Origin of the sequence: Nitratireductor sp. XY-223 (assembly GCF_004959855.1) — a bacterium.
Taxonomy (GTDB): domain Bacteria; phylum Pseudomonadota; class Alphaproteobacteria; order Rhizobiales; family Rhizobiaceae; genus Hoeflea_A.
In genome coordinates, this window is the sequence record NZ_SPNT01000008.1 from 68,872 (window position 1) to 87,805 (window position 18,934).

16 protein-coding genes are annotated in these 18,934 nt (G+C 59.6%); 13 read left to right on the plus strand and 3 right to left on the minus strand.

The features are described from left to right. Window positions 1–46 precede the first annotated feature (46 nt). Window positions 47–706 carry a dienelactone hydrolase family protein gene (locus E4M07_RS22465; RefSeq protein ID WP_136660651.1) on the plus strand — a complete coding sequence of 220 codons (660 nt, stop codon included), beginning with the start codon at window positions 47–49 and terminating at the stop codon, window positions 704–706. A 454-nt stretch (window positions 707–1,160) separates the two neighbouring features. Here E4M07_RS22465 and E4M07_RS22470 read toward each other — a convergent pair whose 3' ends face one another. From E4M07_RS22470 to E4M07_RS22480, 3 genes are all read right to left on the minus strand, one after another. Beyond that, window positions 1,161–2,432 carry a TRAP transporter large permease gene (locus E4M07_RS22470; protein ID WP_246660568.1) on the minus strand — a complete coding sequence of 424 codons (1,272 nt, stop codon included), beginning with the start codon at window positions 2,430–2,432 and terminating at the stop codon, window positions 1,161–1,163. A gap of 32 nt (window positions 2,433–2,464) precedes the next feature. Beyond that, complete coding sequence (locus E4M07_RS22475) at window positions 2,465–3,091, minus strand: TRAP transporter small permease (RefSeq protein ID WP_169054347.1); 627 nt, start codon at window positions 3,089–3,091, stop codon at window positions 2,465–2,467. 61 nt (window positions 3,092–3,152) lie between these two features. After that, entirely contained in the window at window positions 3,153–4,181 is a 1,029-nt protein-coding gene (locus tag E4M07_RS22480; protein WP_206057360.1) for a C4-dicarboxylate TRAP transporter substrate-binding protein, read from the minus strand. A gap of 122 nt (window positions 4,182–4,303) precedes the next feature. Between E4M07_RS22480 and E4M07_RS22485 the strand changes: the two genes are divergently transcribed. From E4M07_RS22485 to E4M07_RS22540, 12 genes are all read left to right on the plus strand, one after another. After that, window positions 4,304–5,194, plus strand: a complete 891-nt coding sequence (locus E4M07_RS22485; RefSeq protein WP_136660654.1) for a LysR family transcriptional regulator — start codon at window positions 4,304–4,306, stop codon at window positions 5,192–5,194. 406 nt (window positions 5,195–5,600) lie between these two features. Then, window positions 5,601–7,055: an OB-fold domain-containing protein gene (locus tag E4M07_RS22490; RefSeq protein ID WP_136660655.1), complete on the plus strand. Its 1,455-nt coding sequence runs from the start codon at window positions 5,601–5,603 to the stop codon at window positions 7,053–7,055. Window positions 7,056–7,067: 12 nt separating this feature from the next. Beyond that, the gene (locus E4M07_RS22495) at window positions 7,068–8,273 is read left to right on the plus strand and encodes an acetyl-CoA acetyltransferase (protein WP_136660656.1); all 1,206 of its coding nucleotides are present in this window, start codon (window positions 7,068–7,070) and stop codon (window positions 8,271–8,273) included. A 28-nt stretch (window positions 8,274–8,301) separates the two neighbouring features. Continuing rightward, a complete protein-coding gene (locus tag E4M07_RS22500) occupies window positions 8,302–9,456 on the plus strand; it encodes a CoA transferase (protein WP_169054349.1) in 1,155 nt (384 codons plus the stop codon). A 51-nt stretch (window positions 9,457–9,507) separates the two neighbouring features. Continuing rightward, window positions 9,508–9,987 (plus strand): MaoC/PaaZ C-terminal domain-containing protein, encoded by a 480-nt coding sequence (locus E4M07_RS22505; protein ID WP_136660658.1) that lies wholly within the window; start codon window positions 9,508–9,510, stop codon window positions 9,985–9,987. A 51-nt stretch (window positions 9,988–10,038) separates the two neighbouring features. Next, on the plus strand, window positions 10,039–11,568 hold the full coding sequence (locus E4M07_RS22510) for a 3-hydroxyacyl-CoA dehydrogenase (protein ID WP_136660659.1): 1,530 nt from the start codon (window positions 10,039–10,041) through the stop codon (window positions 11,566–11,568). Window positions 11,569–11,625: 57 nt separating this feature from the next. Next, window positions 11,626–13,290, plus strand: coding sequence for an acyl-CoA dehydrogenase family protein (locus E4M07_RS22515; protein ID WP_136660660.1), 1,665 nt, complete (start codon window positions 11,626–11,628; stop codon window positions 13,288–13,290). Window positions 13,291–13,309: 19 nt separating this feature from the next. After that, entirely contained in the window at window positions 13,310–14,539 is a 1,230-nt protein-coding gene (locus tag E4M07_RS22520; protein WP_136660661.1) for a CoA transferase, read from the plus strand. Between the two features lie 260 nt (window positions 14,540–14,799). Next, window positions 14,800–15,387, plus strand: a complete 588-nt coding sequence (locus tag E4M07_RS22525; RefSeq protein WP_136660662.1) for a hypothetical protein — start codon at window positions 14,800–14,802, stop codon at window positions 15,385–15,387. A 92-nt stretch (window positions 15,388–15,479) separates the two neighbouring features. After that, entirely contained in the window at window positions 15,480–16,127 is a 648-nt protein-coding gene (locus E4M07_RS22530) for a TetR family transcriptional regulator C-terminal domain-containing protein (protein WP_136660663.1), read from the plus strand. 104 nt (window positions 16,128–16,231) lie between these two features. Beyond that, window positions 16,232–17,311, plus strand: coding sequence for a pyridoxal phosphate-dependent aminotransferase (locus E4M07_RS22535; protein ID WP_246660569.1), 1,080 nt, complete (start codon window positions 16,232–16,234; stop codon window positions 17,309–17,311). Continuing rightward, window positions 17,308–18,906 (plus strand): 5-guanidino-2-oxopentanoate decarboxylase, encoded by a 1,599-nt coding sequence (locus E4M07_RS22540; RefSeq protein WP_136660665.1) that lies wholly within the window; start codon window positions 17,308–17,310, stop codon window positions 18,904–18,906. Before E4M07_RS22535 ends, E4M07_RS22540 begins: the two co-directional genes overlap by 4 nt. The last annotated feature ends 28 nt before the right edge of the window (window positions 18,907–18,934 follow it).

Here is an 18,934-nt window from a genome sequence, read left to right on the forward strand (position 1 = left end):
CGGAGGCCGAAGCCTGAACATGCTTCACATAGGAGACTGGAGAACCATGCGAATTGAACTGGCGGCGGCGGATGGTCACAGACTGGCGTGCTGGATGGTGCCTGCAGAAGGTGCGCGAAAGGGCGGGCTTGTTGTTCTGCAGGAGATATTTGGCGTCACGGACCAGCTCAAGGGGGTGGCGGAACGCTATGCGGCTCTGGGGTATGACGTGGTCGTTCCCGCCCTTTTTGATCGGGTGCAGAAGGAGACGGTGGTTCCGTTCACGGAGGCGCCGCGCGGCCGCGAAATGATGCTGTCATGCAACCCGGAGAAGGTCATTTTGGATGTCGATGCAGCTGTTCAGCATTTGAAGGCCAAGGGCGATAATGTCGGCGTTATCGGGTTTTGCTGGGGTGGTGCGTTGGCCATTCGGGCCGCGCAGATTCTTGATATCGCGGCAGCAGTGTCCTTTTACGGCACGCGTTTGCCGCACTATCAGATCGCACCGATACAAGTGCCTGTTCAAGGCCATTGGGGGGATGCTGATGGCCATGTTCCGGCAGACATGCTCGCGGCTGCCCAAGCCTTTTTTCCGGACATGGAAGTGCATCTTTACCCGGGAGCCGGTCACGCCTTCGCCAACGACGCGCGGCCTGCGGACTACATCGCCGAAGCGGCCGAACAAGCGCACAAACGCACGGCTGTTTTCCTTTCGAAGCATATGTGAAGGGACACACCACTTATGTGCAATTGTCCTGATCAAAGATGATCTAACTCGCCGCCGACCAATTGGATGTCATCGCCATGACGGCCATTTTGCTGTCAGAGATTTACCCACCCCATTGATCATCGAGTGGGAGTGAGGAGCGATGGTGCGCAGCACCAAAAAACACCAACGATTTGGTGTTTTTAGCGCCGAACGCGCGAAGCCATAGCGGAGCGCTGGAGCGATGGATCTGGTTTTCGCGCGATTGACCGGAATTCTCACAAACAAATGATATCAAATAATCTTCGACGCGTTTGCGGTGGCGAAGCGAGAGTTCGTGACCGGGGGGCGGGCGGCAAGGTGGTGTGCCTGTCCAACTTGAGGCCGGTTCGTATTGGTCTGATATCGCCGGCAGGTCCGATAAGATCGATCCCGACCATGCCGATATTGTTTTACCGGATAGCAGGTGCTGTTGTCAGTTGCCGACGAGATTGGGAAGCCACAATACGATGCCCGGAAAAGCCAAAAGGAGCGCCACGGTCACCACATCGGCGATAAAAAACGGGCCGATTCCCTTGAACACGTCCTGCAGGGGTATGTCCGGACGTACGCCGTTGACCACATAGCAGTTGAGCCCGATAGGCGGCGTAATGAGGCAGATCTCAGCCATCTTCACGACGACGATGCCGAACCAGATCGGGTCGTAACCGAGGGAAATCACCGCTGGGTATACGACCGGCAACGTCAAGAGCAGCATGCCGATCGCGTCCATGAACATCCCCAGAATGGCGTAGAAGATGAGGATGCCGATGATGATCACGATGGGGGAAAACGGCAGTTCGACAACCCAGTTGGCGAATGCCTCCGGCAGGCCGGCGAACCCGAGGAAGCGGACAAATACGAGGACGCCCCAAATGATCGAGAAGACCATGACCGTGAGTTTGGCGGTTTCCTTCAGCGCTTCCTTCAGGGAATTCCAGCGCATGCCGTTGAACAGAGCGATGATGAAGACGACGCCGGCGCCAAGCGCACCCGTTTCGGTCGGAGTCGCCCAACCCAGATAAAGCGCCGAGAATATAATCGCGACCACCAGGATGATCGGAAAGGTGCCCGGAAGCGACTTTATCCGTTCCGACCAGGTGAATCCGCGAATGGGAGGGCCAAGCCCGGGCTTCGCCTTTGCCATCGCGATGATCATAATCCCGTAGATCGCGGCCGAGAAAATCCCGGGGATAAACCCTGCCAGCAGGAGCGCTCCAACAGATTCCTCGACGATAATGGCGTAGATCACCAGTATCGCGCTCGGCGGAATGAGCGACGCCAGTGTACCGCCGGCGGCCACCACCCCTGCCGAGAGCTTCCGGTCGTATCCGTATTTCAGCATCTCGGGGATCGCCACACGGCTGAACACCGCTGCGGTGGCGGTGCTGGCGCCGGAAACCGCTGCGAAACCGGCCGCGGCAAATACCGATGCAACCGCCAGGCCGCCCGGCATCCAGCCCAGCCATTTACGGGCCGCATCGAATACGGAATTGGTGAATCCGGCGTGGAAAGCGAGAAATCCGATGAGGATGAACATCGGCAGAACGCTCAAGGTGTAGGATATCGACTTCGAATGCGGAATCGTGCCGACCACGCCGGCACCCGCCTCCCATCCAATGATAGCGACAATGCCGACCAGGCCGACGATCGATGCCGCGTAGACGACCCGCACGCCGGCAAACACCAGGACCACCAGCGCACCCACGCCAGCCAAGCCAATTTCCAGGGGTTCCATGTTCACGACTCCCGTGTTTCTTCAACACCGACCGCGTCGCGGATTTCGTGCGCCGCCTGCTCGGAAACGGATTCGATCAGCGGCACGGCGACCGGCAGCGCGGCGGGTCGAAGCGCAAGGCGTGCGAACCCGAAGAACTGAACCCACAGGCGCAGCCAAAGAACGGAAAAGGCCAGCGGAACCACCATTTTCGAGGGCCACAGCGGCAGCTCGGCATCAATCGTGCTGTCGCCGATCTGATACGCGCGCCAGGTGTGCTCGAATCCGTAGAAGACAAGTACCGAAACGACCACCAGCGCAACGGCGGTTCCGAACAGCTCGAACAGCCAGAGCGGCCGTCCTTTCATCTGCGCCAGGAACATTTCCATGCGGACATGCCCTCCCAGGCGCTGGCAGTATGCAATGCCGAGAAAGGCGAAGCTGGCCATGGCCAGTTCAACCATGTCGATATAGCCAAAGATCGGTGTGTCGAATACCTGGCGGCAAACGACCTGGGCGATTCCCAACACCATCAATGCGAAGATGAATAATCCTGCGATCAGGTCGAGCAGGTTTTCGATGGCGCCAAGTCGCAGGTCGACGGCGCTCAGTTTCTCGGCCGCGGATCCCGATTTCCGAATTGGGGACATGGTTGGTGCTCCCGATAGCATTTGAACCGGGGCGCCGGCGGCGCCCCGGAAGGGAACGCGCCTAGTTTGTCTTGTTGGCCGTCTCGAAGACGAGGTCCAGTATGCCCTGGGCGTCGAACTTGTCCTTGTTCTCAGCTACCCATTCGTCCCAGACCGGCCTGCCGGCGGCCTCGCGGAGCTGTTGGATATCTTCATCCGAATAGACGATCTTCTGCAGTTTCTCTTCGAACTGCGGAATGTTGATCTCATCGTGATCCTGGTAGGCCTTGATCTCTGCCTCCAGGACCGCGGGCTTGGCATCCCTGACGATCTGCTTGTAATGCTCCGGCAGGTCCGCCCAGGCGTCCTTGTTGAAGACAATGGGGCAATCGATCGTGCCGATCGCAAGGTTGCTGGTATACCAGTCGGAGACGTCGTCGATCTTGAACGCGGCAAAGGCGTAAGTGTAGGGAAACGAGATGGCGTCCACGGTACCGCGTTGCAGTGCCGTGTAAACTTCCGGCCCGGGCATGGTGGTCCGGGTTGCCCCCAATATCTCCATCGCTTTGCCAAGCCCACCGCCGGCACGAACCCGCATGCCGTCCCAGTCCTCGAGTTTCAGCGGCGGCGAACCCGTGCCCATGAACTCGTAGCTGGGAATGACCGTGGAGGCGTAGACCATCGCATTCCAGCGGTCCATGCTGCTCACCAGGTCAGGGTGCTGATACAGCGCCTCGCTGACAGCAATCAGCGTTTGCGGATCGCCTAGAGGCAGAAACGGCAGTTGGAATACCATGAAGGGCGGGTTTTTCCCCGGATGATAGTAGTGGCAGACCAGAGTCGACTGGAATGCACCCAGCTTGATTCCGTCCAGGTTCTCCTTGGGTTTGGAAAGCGCGCCTCCATAGTGGATCTTGATGGTAAACTGGCCGTCGGTCTTCTCACTGACAATTTCCGCCAGTTTCTCGATACCCGCCGTCAAAGCGCGTTGCTTGCCCCAAACGGAGAAGTTCCACTGCACGCGCGGGTCTTCGGCATCGCCAGCGAATGCAGCGCCACCGGCACCGGCAATCATCGCAGCGGAAAGGGTAAAGGCAGACAGTCGTTTCATTTCAATCCTCCCGGAATTTGCAAACATGTCCATTGTTTTTCGAATTATTGCCTCAACCCTAGTTTGACATGATAAATCACACAAATTAGAATATTGGTGGAATTAATCATGAAATTTTAAAAATGAATCTTGACCTAAAACACTTCCGGGCATTCGTGGCCGTCGCCGACAAACTGCATTTCACCAAGGCAGCCAACGAGATCCACGTATCTCAACCGACCCTGACTTTGCTCATCCAGCAATTGGAAGCCGCAGTGGGTGTCGCTTTGATCAACCGGAGCACAAGGCAGGTCGAATTGACGGATATGGGCCGGGAACTTCTTCCGATGGCTGTCAATGTTGTCAACGGAACGGAAGCGGCAATCGACTACATGCAGGATTTCGTCAAGTTGAAGCGGGGAAAAGTCACCATCGCATCCCTGCCGTCCGCGTTAATCAACTTGCTGCCAAAACCCATTGTCGAGTTTCGGCGCAATTCTCCAAATGTCTCGTTGAGGATCATCGACGGGATCACCGATGTTGTGACTGCGAATGTGCGGGAGGGGGTGGCCGATTTCGGTGTTGCCCACGTTGCGCCCGACACGTCTGAATTCAATTTCACGCACCTTTATGACGATGACCTCATGTTATTGATGCTCAAGGACCACCCCTTTGCGCGCAGGCGATTCATCCCCTGGGAAGCGATCCGCGGAAAAGAAGTTATCATGTCGTCACAGGAAACCGGCATTCGCCATTTGATCGACAAGGTCCCTGCTGCGCGGGAAGCGGTTTCCAATGTCATCCTTGAGCCGACCATGATCAGTACGGTCGTGGCAATGGTCGCTGCCGGAGCGGGGCTTGGCGTTGTACTGTCATCTTATATCGATGCCATTGCGGACGACCGACTGGTGGCCAAGCATTTTGTCGATCCGACGATCAGCCGAAGCGTCGGCATTATCACGCGTGCCAATTACACATTGACGCCGCCTGCCCGGACCATGTTCGACATGATCGAACAGGAAGCCCGAAACTAGCTCATCCGGCGCTTGCCGGTTTTGGGCGTTCGGATTCCATCCGTCGTGTGCTGGGTGGGTCGGGGGAGGCGCTGGGACGGAAATTAGGCGCTGTGGGTTTTCCGGGATCTTCAAGTTCTCATAGGTCGTTTTGCCCATGCCTGAAACCTGCCGGTGGGCCGCAGCGGAATGCCAGAGAGGCCGTTTGCCTCGATTGATTTATCGATCTATCAATCAAAAAAGCATTTCAATTTATCTTTTTTGATTAATTCATATACATGATTTGGCAAGCCGTTGTGCGTCCGATGAATCCGGGCGACCAGTCCGGACCGATGCGGACTTTGCGGTTGCCTTGTCTCCATGGCCGGCGCCATGGGGATGCGCGGCACTTCATCGGACGACACGGGCGAAACGAACGGGGCTAAAAATGACTACCGGAATCCTCTCCTTCGGCGCCTACCTTCCGCGCGCCAGATTAAGCCGGCAGGCGATCTTCGAAGCCAATGCATGGTTCAACCCCGGGCTGAAGTCTCTGAGCGTCGGCGAGCGCACGATGGCCGGTTGGGACGAAGATGCGGTGACCATGTCGACGGAAGCCGCCCGCGCCTGCCTGGAGGGCAAAGATCGGCGCAACATTGGCGGCCTCTACATGGCCTCGACCAGCTATCCGTTCCTGGACCGGCAAAACAGCGGCATCGTCGCCGACGCACTGAATCTTCGAAGCAACGTTCAGACGCTCGATTTCGCATCGAGTCAGCGCGCCGGTACCTCGGCGCTGCTGGTCGCGCTCGGTGGCGGCTCGAATGCCCACCCGTGCATCGTGACCGCCGCCGACAAACGTCGCACAAAGTCGTCGACGGAACTGGAACTGACATCCGGCGATGGAGCCGCCGCCTTGCTGGTGGGTGACGGCGAGCCGCTGGCTGTTCTGCTCGCATCCCACACGGAAACCGTGGACTTCGTGGACCATTTCCGAACCGAGGAAAGCGAATTCGACTACACCTGGGAACAGCGATGGGTGCGGGATGAGGGGGTCATGAAAATCGTGCCGGGAGCGGCACAATCCCTCTTCAGCAAAACCACGGTTTCGCCGGATCAGGTGACGCATGCGTGCTTGCCGTTTCCGCAAAAACGTACAAACCGGTCTTTGGCAAGCAAGATTGGCCTGCGGGAGGGCGCGGTTCGCGACAATCTTCAGAGCAACTGCGGCGGGACCGGTACGGCGCATCCGCTTTTAATGCTGGCGCACGCTCTCGAAGACGCAACACCGGGCGATATTATTCTTGTCGCCGGGTTCGGTCAGGGGTGCGATGTCCTCCTGTTCCAGGCAACCGAAGCCCTCGCAAGTTTCAGGAAGCGCGCCGCGGTTGAAGGGCAGCTGGCGCTGCGCCGCGAGGAAACGAACTATCAGAAATTCCTGGCGTTCAACGACCTCGTTGTCATGGACCGGGGCTTGCGCGCCGAAACCGACAAGATGACCGGGCTGACCACGCACTATCGCAACCGGGACATGACCCAGGGACTTGTCGGCGGTAAATGCGACAGGTGCGGAACCGTCCAATATCCCAAGGCGGACATCTGCGTGAACGCTGAATGCAACGCGGTCTCGTCCCTGCAAGATCACCCTCTCGCGGACATGGCCGCCAAGCTCAATTCCTATACGGCCGACCGGCTGACCTATTCGGCGGATCCTCCTGCCTATTACGGCATGGTGCAATTCGATGTCGGCGGCCGGTTGATGACCGACATTACCGACGTCGATCCGCATGTCGGGCTGCGCGTGGGTATGCCCATGCGCATGATGTTCCGTGTCAAGGATTACGACCCGAAACGCGGGTTTCGGCGCTATTTCTGGAAGGCCGCGCCGGCTGACATTCAATAGGAGGACGTGCTCATGACCACCGGCATCAGGGACAAGGTCGCTATACTCGGCATGGGTTGTTCGAAGTTCGGCGAGCGCTGGAGCGACAATGCGGAAAACCTCATGGTGGAGGCTTTCCAGGAGGCTCTGGTCGACGCGGGAATAGAGACAAACGAAATCGACGCGGCCTGGCTCGCCACGGCCATCGAAGAACAGCATGTGGGCAAATCCGGTGTGCCGCTGGCCATGGCTCTGCGGCTTCCCTACATCCCCGTCACCCGGGTCGAGAACTATTGCGCCAGTGGCTCCGACGCCTTTCGCGGGGCCGCTTATGCCGTGGCCTCGGGCGCTTGCGACATTGCCCTGGCTCTCGGTGTGGAGAAACTGAAGGACACCGGTTACGGCGGATTGCCGCAAAGAAGCCGCGGCACCGTCAACGACATGTATTGGGCAAATGTCTCGGCTCCGGGCGCCTTCGCACAATTGGCCACCGCCTATATGGCTGAACATCGCGTCAGCCGTGAAGATCTGAAGAAGGCAATGGCACACATCTCGGTGAAGAGCCATGACAACGGCTCGCGCAACCCGAAAGCCCACCTCAGAAAGAAGATCAACGAAGATCTCGTGCTCGAAGCGCCGATGATTGCCGATCCGCTCGGCCTTTTTGATTGTTGCGGCGTCAGCGACGGCGCTGCCTGTGCCATCGTGACGACCCCGGAAATCGCACGATCCCTCGGCAAGCGCCGACTGGTCACGGTCAAGGCACTGCAACTGGCTGTGTCCAACGGCATCGAAGCCCAGCACAATTCCTGGTCCGGCAGCCATTTCGCCACGACCCGGGTGGCCGCCAAACGTGCCTACGAGGAGGCGGGAATCTCAAAACCGCGCGATCAGATCAGCCTGACCGAAGTGCACGACTGCTTCTCCGTCACCGAACTTGTGACCATGGAGGATTTGTTCCTTTCGCCGTTCGGCGGATCGGTCGCGGACGTGCGGGACGGGTTTTTCGATGCCGGGGGTGCGATACCCTGCCAGATCGATGGAGGACTTAAGTGTTTCGGCCATCCCATCGGCGCTTCCGGCCTTCGCATGATTTACGAAATGTACCTGCAGATGCAGGGGCGCGCGGAAGAAAGGCAACGCCAGCAGGAGCCGGTATTCGGATTGACCCACAATCTGGGAGGCTTTCCGCACCAGAATGTGTGTTCCGTTGTCATCGTCGGACAAGAGGGGGCCTGAAGGCTGCAGCGCATGCAAACAGAACGGGATGGAGCACCAGATGCTTAATCAAGTCCGCGTCATCGAAATCGGCCAGGCTTTCTCGGCTCCCTTTGCCGCAGAAATCCTCGGCTTTCTCGGCGCCGAGGTCATAAAGATCGAACGTCCCGGCGGCGACGACACACGGGGCTGGGGCGAACACTACAAAGACGGATCATCGATCACGTTTCACATGGTCAACCGAAACAAGAAGTCGGTTGTTCTCGATCTGAAGGATTCGCAAGACAAGGCCCGCCTGGACGAGCTGATCGGCACGGCCGATGTCTTCGTGCATAATCTGCGTCCCGGATCTGCCGAAAATCTCGGCCTGGGCAGTGAAACGCTGTGCAAACGGTTCCCTCGTCTCATTTATGCCGAGCTGGGTGCCTTCGGACATGTGGGCCCCAAACGGCATGAGGCCGGTTACGAGATGCTGATGCAGGCGTTTTCCGGAATTATGAGCATTACCGGGGAAACCGACGGAATACCCGTTCGCTCCGGCCCATCGATCTGCGATTTCGGTTCCGGCATGTGGCTGGCCCTTGGTGTGGTCGCTGCGCTGAACCAGCGTTTTCAGACCGGCAAAGGCTGTGTCGTCAATACCTCAATATACGAAACGGCGTTGAACTGGCTTCTGGTGGCGTCAGGCGACTACCTGGCCTATGGCAGAAGCCCGGTGCGCGGCGGCAACGGCCACCCAGCCATCGTGCCCTACGGGCTTTTCCAAACGAAAGATGGCGCCCTGATATTGGGAGCGGGCAATGACCGCTTGTTCGCAAAACTGCTCAAAGTTTTCAATCGGGAAGACCTGCTGGATAATCCGAGGTTTCAAACCAATGCCGTGCGCGTGAGGAACCGAAAGCTGGTGGAGGGAGAAATCGCCGCCATTTTCGTCAACGAAACGACGCAACACTGGATCTCCGCACTGACCGAGGCGGATGTTCCGTGCAGCGCTTTGCAAACGGTACCGGAAGCTCTTGAGCACCCACAGACAAAGGCGCTGAAGATCCTGCAGGCCACGCACGATCATCCGGAACTGCGCTTCATCGGCATGCCCCTTTCCTTCAACGGTGAACGCCCCGAACTCAGAACGACTGCCCCGAGCGCCGGCGAGGACACCGAAGAGGTCCTGGGGTTGCTTGGAATGAATGCCTCGGCTTCGTGACGAAGATTTCGACGCGAAGAAATTCAGGCCTGAAATGCAAGGAACACGATTATGGAAGAGCAGAGCGGAAAGCAGCGACCGAAACTACCGCCATCCAAATACTTCGAAGACTTCGAGCTCGGCGATCGCTACGTCATTCCCTCACGGACACAGACCGGCGGTTTGTTCGCCATGTTTCAGGCCGCGTCCGGCGACAATGATCCCATCCACTACGATGTGAATTACTGCCGGGAACGGGGTCATAGAGACATGCTCGCCCACGGCATGCAGGTGATGATCCAAACGGCGGCGGGCGCCGGTACGTTTCCGTGCGAAGTTGCGGACTCCCTGGTGGCAATGCTGGAGGTCACGGGAAAGTTCCTCGGACCTGTCTATCGCGAAGACACGCTGTATCCGCAACTCGAAATCGTTGAACTGACACCGCAGAACTCGACCGGGATCATCACCATGAGGGCCACCGTCTGCAATCAGGAGGACAAGCTGGTCTTCGAGGGCACCCATCGGTACCTGATCCGCAAGAGGCCGGCGTGATCCCGATTTCTCAGGCCTTTTTCATCTTCCCGGAAGATTGAGGACGAACACATGGCTTTTCCCGATCATTCGAATTCCCAAATCGGTGTTGTCGGAGCAGGTGCAATGGGGCGCGGCATTGCCCAGATAGCGGCTTCGGGCGGAGACGATGTGGTGATTTGGGACGCCCAGGCTGGGGCTGCCGAAGACGCCTGTCAGTTCATTCATTCGATGTTCAGTCGCGCTGCCGAGAAGGGACGGATCAGCCGATCCGACGCCGACGCCGCGGCTCAGCGTATCCGGATAGCAAACGGCCTTGAGGATTTCGCATCGGCAGAGCTTGTCGTCGAAGCCATTGTCGAACGGCTCGACGCAAAGCGCGGCCTGTTTCAGCAGCTTGACGGGATCGTTCCCGACAAGACGGTTCTGGCGACCAACACATCGTCGTTGTCGGTTACGGCTATCGGCGCGGGAACACGAAACCCGGAACGGGTCGCGGGATTTCATTTCTTCAATCCGGTACCCCTGATGAAGGTGGTTGAAGTGATCCCGGGGGCGCGCACCGCGCCAGCCGTTGTCGAGGCGCTCTGCGGCCTCGCCGAACGGTGGGGGCACCGCGCGGTCAGAGCGTCCGATACGCCGGGATTTCTGGTCAATCATGCGGGCCGCGGCTTGTACACCGAGGGCTTGCGCATCGTGCAGGAGGGGGTGGCCTCGCCGGAAACGGTGGACGCGATCCTGCGTCAAATGGCCGGCTTTCGCATGGGTCCGTTCGAGCTCCTGGATCTCACGGGGATCGATGTGTCTTTTCCGGTCATGGAACAAATCTACAGTCAGTTCTATCAGGAGCCGCGCTTTCGTCCGACGCCTCTTGCAGCCCAGCGGGTTTCTGCCGGGTTACTGGGCCGCAAGTCGGGAGAGGGGTTTTACAAATACGAGGATGGCCGCAAGATCGAACCCGCTTCAGCGCCATCGCGCCCGGCCCCGGAAAATGCACGTTTTTGGATCGACGCCGATGTCCCGGAACATGGCGTCATTCTTCGCGATCGGCTGTCGCAAGCGGGCTTTTCGGTAGAGACCGGGGCGAAACCTTCCGCCGAGGCCACATGCTTGCTGGCAACGATCGGGGTGGACGCATCTACCGCCGTATCGTCGCGCGGATTGAACCCGGCGCGGTGTCTGGCCGTCGATATGCTGTTTGGCGTCGACTCGGGTTTGACCCTGATGACGAACCCGGCAACGGCGGAATCCGCTCGCATTGCGGCTCACGGCGCTCTTTCGGTCGACGGAAAACCGGTTTTTGTGATCAGCGACAGTGCCGGGTTTGTGGCCCAGCGGGTTGTCGCCATGATCGTCAATATCGCCTGCGACATTGCTCAGCAGAAGATTGCGAGTCCGCAAGACATCGATGACGCGGTGACCCTGGGCCTTGGGTATCCAAAGGGACCGCTCGCTCTTGGCGATCAAATTGGGGCGCCGCGAATCCTGAACATTCTGGAAGGACTTCAATCCTGCTACGGTGATCCGCGATATCGCCCCAGCCCGTGGCTCAGACGGCGCGCGCAGCTCGGACTGTCCTTGAGGTCCGGCGAGGGCGCCTGACCACACCTTGTTGAAGAATATCCTGATCGATAGGGAGCCCGTCCGGGCATATCAAAAATGAAGAATGGTTCGAGTTTTGAAGATCTCCTTTCCGATTGCGAGGAAGCGGCTGGCGCCGCCGGGAAGGTCCTGCATGCCTGCCGCATGTCCGTTTCGGCACGGCTTTTGGTCGACGGCCGTGTCTCGCCGCAAGCCGCCGAAGCGGAACAGTTTGCGGGTCACGGGTTTGCCTGGCTTGCCACCTATGTCGAAGCGCTTAGGCAGATGCTCAGCTGGGCCCGGCGTCTGGATGATGCCGGCGATCTTGGCGAACTGGAATCTCTCCTGCTGCAGGCCGCATTCGGTGAGTATCTGAACCAGATTGCCGGGGGTATCGCCGTATCGCAGGTGGAAATCGTCCGTCCCGCGGATTTGGGACTTACCGAGTTGGACGTTGCACCCTTGTGCGAAGGAGCTGCAGCGCGCCTGCGCGCTGACGGTAATTCCGCAGCGGTTCGTGGCCGAATTGCGGAACTCATGGCCGACGGCCACTATGGTGATCCGGGCTTTGGCGATGAGGCCCTGCTAATGGTTCGCGACCAGTTCCATCGCTTTGTCGAGGAAAGGATCGTGCCCGATGCCCACCGCTGGCACCTCAACGACGAATTCATTCCGATGGACGTGGTCGACCAGATGTCCGAACTCGGGGTTTTCGGTCTGACCATACCCGAAGAGCTGGGCGGCTACGGCATGGGCAAGATTGCCATGTGCGTCGTTACCGAGGAACTCTCTCGCGGCCATATTGGTGTTGGATCTCTGGGCACGCGCTCCGAAATCGCGGCCGAGCTGATACGCCTTGGCGGCACCGAGGAGCAAAAGCAGGCATATCTGCCAAGGATTGCCTCCGGTGAAATCCTGCCAACCGCCGTATTTACCGAACCCAACACCGGTTCGGATCTCGGCAACCTGCGCGCCCGCGCCGAAATTGTGGACGGCGCCTACCGTGTAACGGGCAACAAGACCTGGATCACCCATGCTGCGCGTGCAGACATGATGACGCTCCTGGTTCGCACCGACCCGGATTCATCCGACCACAGGGGCCTGTCCATGTTCCTGGCGGAGAAGCCGCGCTCGGAAGATCCGGCGGACCCTTTCCCTGCGGACGGCATGACCGGCGGGGAGATCGAAGTGCTTGGTTACCGCGGCATGAAGGAATACGAGATCGCGTTCGATGGTTTCGAAATCCCGCAGGGTCAGCTATTGGGCGGGCAGGAAGGGCAGGGTTTCAAGCAACTGATGGCGACCTTTGAATCCGCCCGCATTCAGACCGCTGCCCGCGCCGTCGGTGTCGCGCAAAATGCCATGGAACTGGGAATGGCTTACGCGCAGGAACGCATCCAGTTCGGTCAGCCGATCTATCAATTTCCGCGCGTGTCCGGAAAGCTCGCATGGATGGCGGTGGAGACGATGATCGCCCGTCAGCTCACCTACTTCGCGGCCCGCGAGAAGGACTCTGAAAAGCGTTGTGACATCGAGGCCGGGATGGCGAAACTGCTTGCCGCACGTGTTGCCTGGTCGAACGCCGACAATTCGCTGCAGGTGCATGGCGGCAACGGTTACGCGCTGGAATATCCGATCTCGCGCGTGCTTTGCGACGCACGCATCCTGAACATCTTCGAGGGCGCCGCCGAGATCCAGGCGCAAATAATTCTACGCGGCCTGCTTGCCGCCGGCCGCAACTGAGGTAACAAGAGAAGTTCGCATGTATGACCTATTGAAGCACGTTCGTGTTGTGGAGGGTTCAGCCTTTGTTGCGGCTCCCCTGGCCGGCCTGACGCTCGCCCAGCTGGGCGCCGATGTCATTCGCTTCGATATGATCGGCGGGGGCATTGACTATCGCCGCATGCCACGATCGGAGGAGAGCGGCACGAGCCTCTACTGGACCGGTCTCAACAAGGCCAAACGATCCGTCGCGGTCAATCTGCGCGATCCACGCGGTCGCGCCCTGATACAGGATCTGATCACCGCTCCCGGTCCGGATGGAGGCATTTTGCTGACAAATTTTTCCAATGTGGCGTGGCTTGCATACGAGGAGTTGGCCAAGCGGCGATCGGACCTGATCAAGGTCGCGATCCAGGGCAATCATGACGGCTCCAACGCAGTGGACTACACGGTGAACTGCGCCGCCGGTTTTCCGATGGTGACCGGGCAGGGCCAGTCGGAGCAACCGGTCAATCACGTGCTGCCTGCATGGGACGTGACCACGGGGGTTCAGGCTGCCTTCGGGGTGCTCGCCGCGCTCATCGACCGGATGCGCAGCGGTAAGGGAAAAAACGTAACGCTCGCTCTGTCCGATATGGCCTTCTCCGTCACCGCCCATCTTGGCTATCTGGCCGAAGCCATGGTGAATGAGACGCAGCGACCGGCAACCGGCAACGATCTCTACGGCGCCTTCGGACGGGACTTCGCCACCGCCGATGGGCGACGCATCATGATCGTGGCCATTTCACCAAAACAGTGGAGCGCGCTTTGTCGGGCCTGCAGCATCGAGGGTGACGTGGGCACCTTGGAACGTGAACTGGGTGTCGACCTGTCGCTTGAAGATCAGCGGTTTGACGCGCGGGACCGGATTTCGGAGCTGGTCGCGCCCTGGTGCGCAGCGCGGACACTGTCCGATATCGCGCGCTGCTTCGATGCAGAGGGCGTATGCTGGGGACCTTATCAGAGCTTTTCGCAGATGAGCCGCATCGACCCGCGCGTTTCCACCGACAATCCCCTTTTTCAGTTGATCGAACAATCGGGCGTTGGAAACATTCTTGCGCCGGGTTCGCCGCTCACATTTGCCGACCTCGGGCGTGGAGACGTCCGCCCGGCGCCCGCAATCGGAGAGCATACCGACGAAGTCCTGCTGGAAACACTGGGTCTTTCGTCCGGAGACGTTGGCCGTTTGCATGACGCAGGCGTCGTTGCCGGACCGGATGCCTCATCGTGAGCAACGCGTACGAGAACTGGATCGACCGGGAAGAGAGGACCACCGGGTACCTTGATGGCTGGCAGGCCGAGGCACTGGCGGCGACCCTCGACATGACGCCATGGCAAAGCGGGCGGGCTTCGGCTCTTCCGCTTTCGTGGCAGTGGATATTCTTTCGTCCGGTGACGCCGAGACACCGGGTAGCGGCCGACGGTCACCCGCCGAAGGGCGGTCTATTGCCGCCTGTAGCACTGCCGCGGCGCATGTTTGCAGGCGCGCGTATGGAACAGCTGACGCCGTTGATGCCGGATGCCCCGGCCGAACGCCTGGAGCGGGTTGCGGCCATAAAGCGAAAAGCCGGCCGCAGCGGTGAATTCGTGATCGTTACGCTGGAAACGAACTACAGTCAGCACGGTCAACTCTGCATTCGCGAGGAGCGTGACATTGTCTACCGCGATGCGCCGCGAAACGATGCGCGGAACTCTCTGCAGGATGAGAAAAAGCGGCCGCCGCCGGCGGCTTCATTGGCATTGGACTTGATACCCGATCCGGTTTTGCTGTTCCGATTTTCCGCGCTTACCTTCAACAGCCACCGTATCCACTACGACCGCGAGTATGCCATGTCGACCGAAGGCTATTCCGACCTGGTTGTCCACGGGCCGTTGAGTGCGGTTCTGCTGGCAGAACTTGTTCGCAAACACAGCAAGGTGCCGATCCGGGATTTCAGTTTCCGGGCCGTAAGGCCGCTATTCGCCAATCGCCCGCTGCACCTGAGGGGTGAGTTTCATGATGGATCGTTTGCACTCGCTGCCTACGACGATCATGGGTTCCTTGCGGTCGAGGCGCAAGCCGGCCTGGGGGCGCCGTGATGATCAAATTCCGACGAATTAGACGGCTTGAAATCTGACCGCGTTCCCAATAATTATACGAATGTATAATTAAAATCGCTTGGGGGCATGCCTTGAGTGCGGAACGGCGGAAATTCAAACACGAGCCACCCGACCGGAGGAAGCTCGACCTGATTGAAGCGGCACTGTCGTTGATCGCGGAAAAAGGGGTGAAGGGGGCGACGGTGCGGGATATTTCGCGGCGTGCGGAAGTCACGCAGGGCCTGATCCGGCACTATTTCTCTTCGAAGGAAGACCTGATCGTCGCGGCCTACCGGTACCACATGACGCAGATGACGGAAGTGACCTACACGTCCGCCTCGCAAATCGATGGCACGGCGACAGAACGATTGGCGGCCTTTGTTCAAGCATCGCTGACACCACCGGTCGTTTCGCCGAGAGCGGTTGCCTTGTGGGCCAGCTTTTTGGTTCAGCTTCAACAGGATGCGAATGTGAAGACGACACATGAACAAACATACACCGAGTTTCGGGACCATCTGGAAGATCTGATCGGGGCCGCGTTGAAAGAAGCCGGGTGCTCGGTGTCGCAAGGACGATTGCGGTATCTGGCAACCGCCTGCAATGCGGTGATCGACGGTCTGTGGCTCGAGGGCGGCGCACTGCCGCATGCATTCGCGGCCGGTGAACTTCCCGACATTGGGTTGCAATCAATCGGATCGATCATCGCGATCGACCTGCGTCAAAAGGTGGATCAGGCATGAAGATGACTGCGATTACCGAACGGCTTTCGGGTCTCGGAGGTTCCAAGTGGGAAGTGCATATCAAGGCCCGCAAACTGGTCGCCTCCGGTGCCGATATTGTGGAAATGACCATCGGTGAGCCGGATGTGCCTTTGCCGGCCGAACTGGCGGACGCGGCCGCTGCGGCAATCCGGTCGGGGCGGACGGGATATTCCGACGGCCGTGGAGAAATCAATCTGCGCAAGTCGCTGGCGGAACGCTATAGCGTCAGCCGGGACCGGCCGTTTGGACCGGAGAATTTTCTGTGTTTTCCGGGTACACAGACAGCATTGTTCGCGGTCCTGCTCGGTGTCGCGCAGGAAGGCGACGACGTGCTTGTCGGTGATCCGATGTATGCCACGTACGAAGGGGTCGTGCGCGCCACGGGTGCGGACATGGTGCCGGTTCCGCTGCGCCCCGAGCATGGTTTTCGCATGCAGGCGGACGATATCGCGGCACGGATCACGCCGAAAACCAGCGCGCTTTTGCTGACGACGCCGCACAATCCGACGGGTTCGGTTCTGACCAAAAAGGACATCGAATCCATCTGTTCCCTGGCAGTGGAACACGATTTCTGGATCATCTCGGATGAAGTCTACGAACACCTGATTTTTGAAGGCACAAATTTTGTGTCGCCACTGTGGTTTCCCGCCTTCGCGGACCGGGTGGTCGCAGTGTCGTCGATTTCGAAATCCCATGCGGCACCGGGGTTTCGCAGCGGCTGGTGTGTCGGACCGCAGGCATTCTGTGACCGGCTGTTGCCATTGGCGGAGACCATGCTGTTCGGCAACCAACCCTTTATCGCTGACATGACAGAGATGGCGGTTCGCGATGGGTCATCGGTTGCAGAAGGCATGTGTCACCGATTTGCGGCCCGGGCGGCGTTGCTGGCGGACCGGCTCGAGCAGGAAACAGGTTTGAAAGTGCATCGGCCCGAGGCGGGAATGTTCGCGCTCGTCAATGTCGCGACAACTGGTATGGATGGCGAAAGCTATGCGATGGACCTGCTTGCAAACGGGGGCGTGGCGGTCATGCCGGGAACCTCTTTCGGCAAAGGTTTGGGGTCCTGGGTCCGCGTTGCGCTGACGATTTCCGACGCCGATTTTGAAACCGCACTGGACAGGATCGTGCACCATGCCAACGCCTTGACGAGGAAGAGCGCATGACAAGCGTTGGCGAAGCACTGGCCGAACAGCTTAAGCAAAGGGGCGTCGACACGGTTTTCGGCATTCCCGGGGTCCACACGGTTGAACTCTACCGCGGTCTCGCGGCCTCCGGCATCCGGCATGTCACGCCGCGCCACGAGCAGGGGGCCGGTTTCATGGCTGACGGCTATGCGCGGGTGTCCGGAAAGCCGGGGATTGCGCTGGTGATCACCGGACCTGGCCTCACCAACACCTTGACGCCCATGGCGCAGGCGCGGGCGGATTCTGTGCCGGTCCTGGTTCTGTCCGGCGTCAACCGGACGGCAACGCTCGGTAAAGGGATGGGCCATCTGCACGAGTTGCCGGATCAACACGGGCTGGCGGCTGGTGTCGCGCTCGTGTCGGAACATGTCGCGGCACCCGATCAACTCGCAATGGCGCTCGACAGGGCGTTTGCGCCTTTTGTCGAGGGTCGCCCCGGTCCGACGCACATCCAGATCCCGCTGGATGTGGCGGCGGCGGCATATAAAGGCGGGATGTCCGCCACGCCGCTGCAGCCGCCTGTCGCCGATCAGGCAAACATTGCCGCCGCTGCTGAGGCGATGGCGAATGCCAATCGCCCGGTCATTCTGGCCGGCGGCGGCGCAAGGTGGGCCGGAGTGGAACTCAAAAGACTTGCAGAACGTCTTGATGCACCCGTTGTGCAAACCGTGAACGCACGCGGCGTAATTTTCGACCACGCTCTGAGCGTACCGGCCAGCCCGAGCCTGCAGGCCGTTCGCCGTTTGATCGAGGAGTCGGATATCGTGCTCGCTGTCGGCACCGAACTCGGCCCGACCGACTACGATATGTACGACACCGGCACGATGCCGCGGATGAACGGTTGTATCCGGGTCGACATCTGCCCGGATCAACTGGCGCGCCATGATGCCGATATCCCGTTGCCCGGCGAGGCGCGACAGACGCTTTCGGCGATCCTGGCGTGTTTGCCGGATACAACCCGTGGCGCGGACGGACCGGCACGGGCGGATCGGGCACGTCAAGCGGCGCTCGAAGAGATCGGACCGGAATACCGGGCCCAGGTCGAGGTGCTCAACGCGCTGAGAGACGCGGTGCCGGGATGCCTGCTGGTCGGAGATTCCACGCAACCGATCTATGCCGGAAACCTTTACTACGACCACGACAGGGCCGGTGGCTGGTTCAACGCGGCCACGGGCTACGGGGCACTGGGTTACGGCATTCCCGCGGCAATCGGTGCCTCAGTTGCCGATCCCGCGGCGCCGGTTATCTGTATCGCGGGCGACGGCGGCGCGCAGTTCTCGCTGCCCGAGATCATGACGGCGGTGGATGAGAAACTGCCTGTCACATTCCTGGTCTGGAACAATCGAGGATACCGCGAAATAGCAGCTTCGATGCAGGCCGCGGATGTCGAAGTGATCGGCTGTGACCCCAGCCCGCCAGACTTCGTCAATCTGGCTGCGTCCTTTGGCATCCCCTTTCGCAATTGCGCTCCCAATCCGGATGCGGTGATCGAATCTGTCTTGCAGGCGCGCGAACGGCCGGGACCGCACTTGATCGAAGTCGAAGCCCCGCCGTTTTCGCCGGAACAGCGCTGACCGATATTCGGCTGGTGCCTCTGCCAGG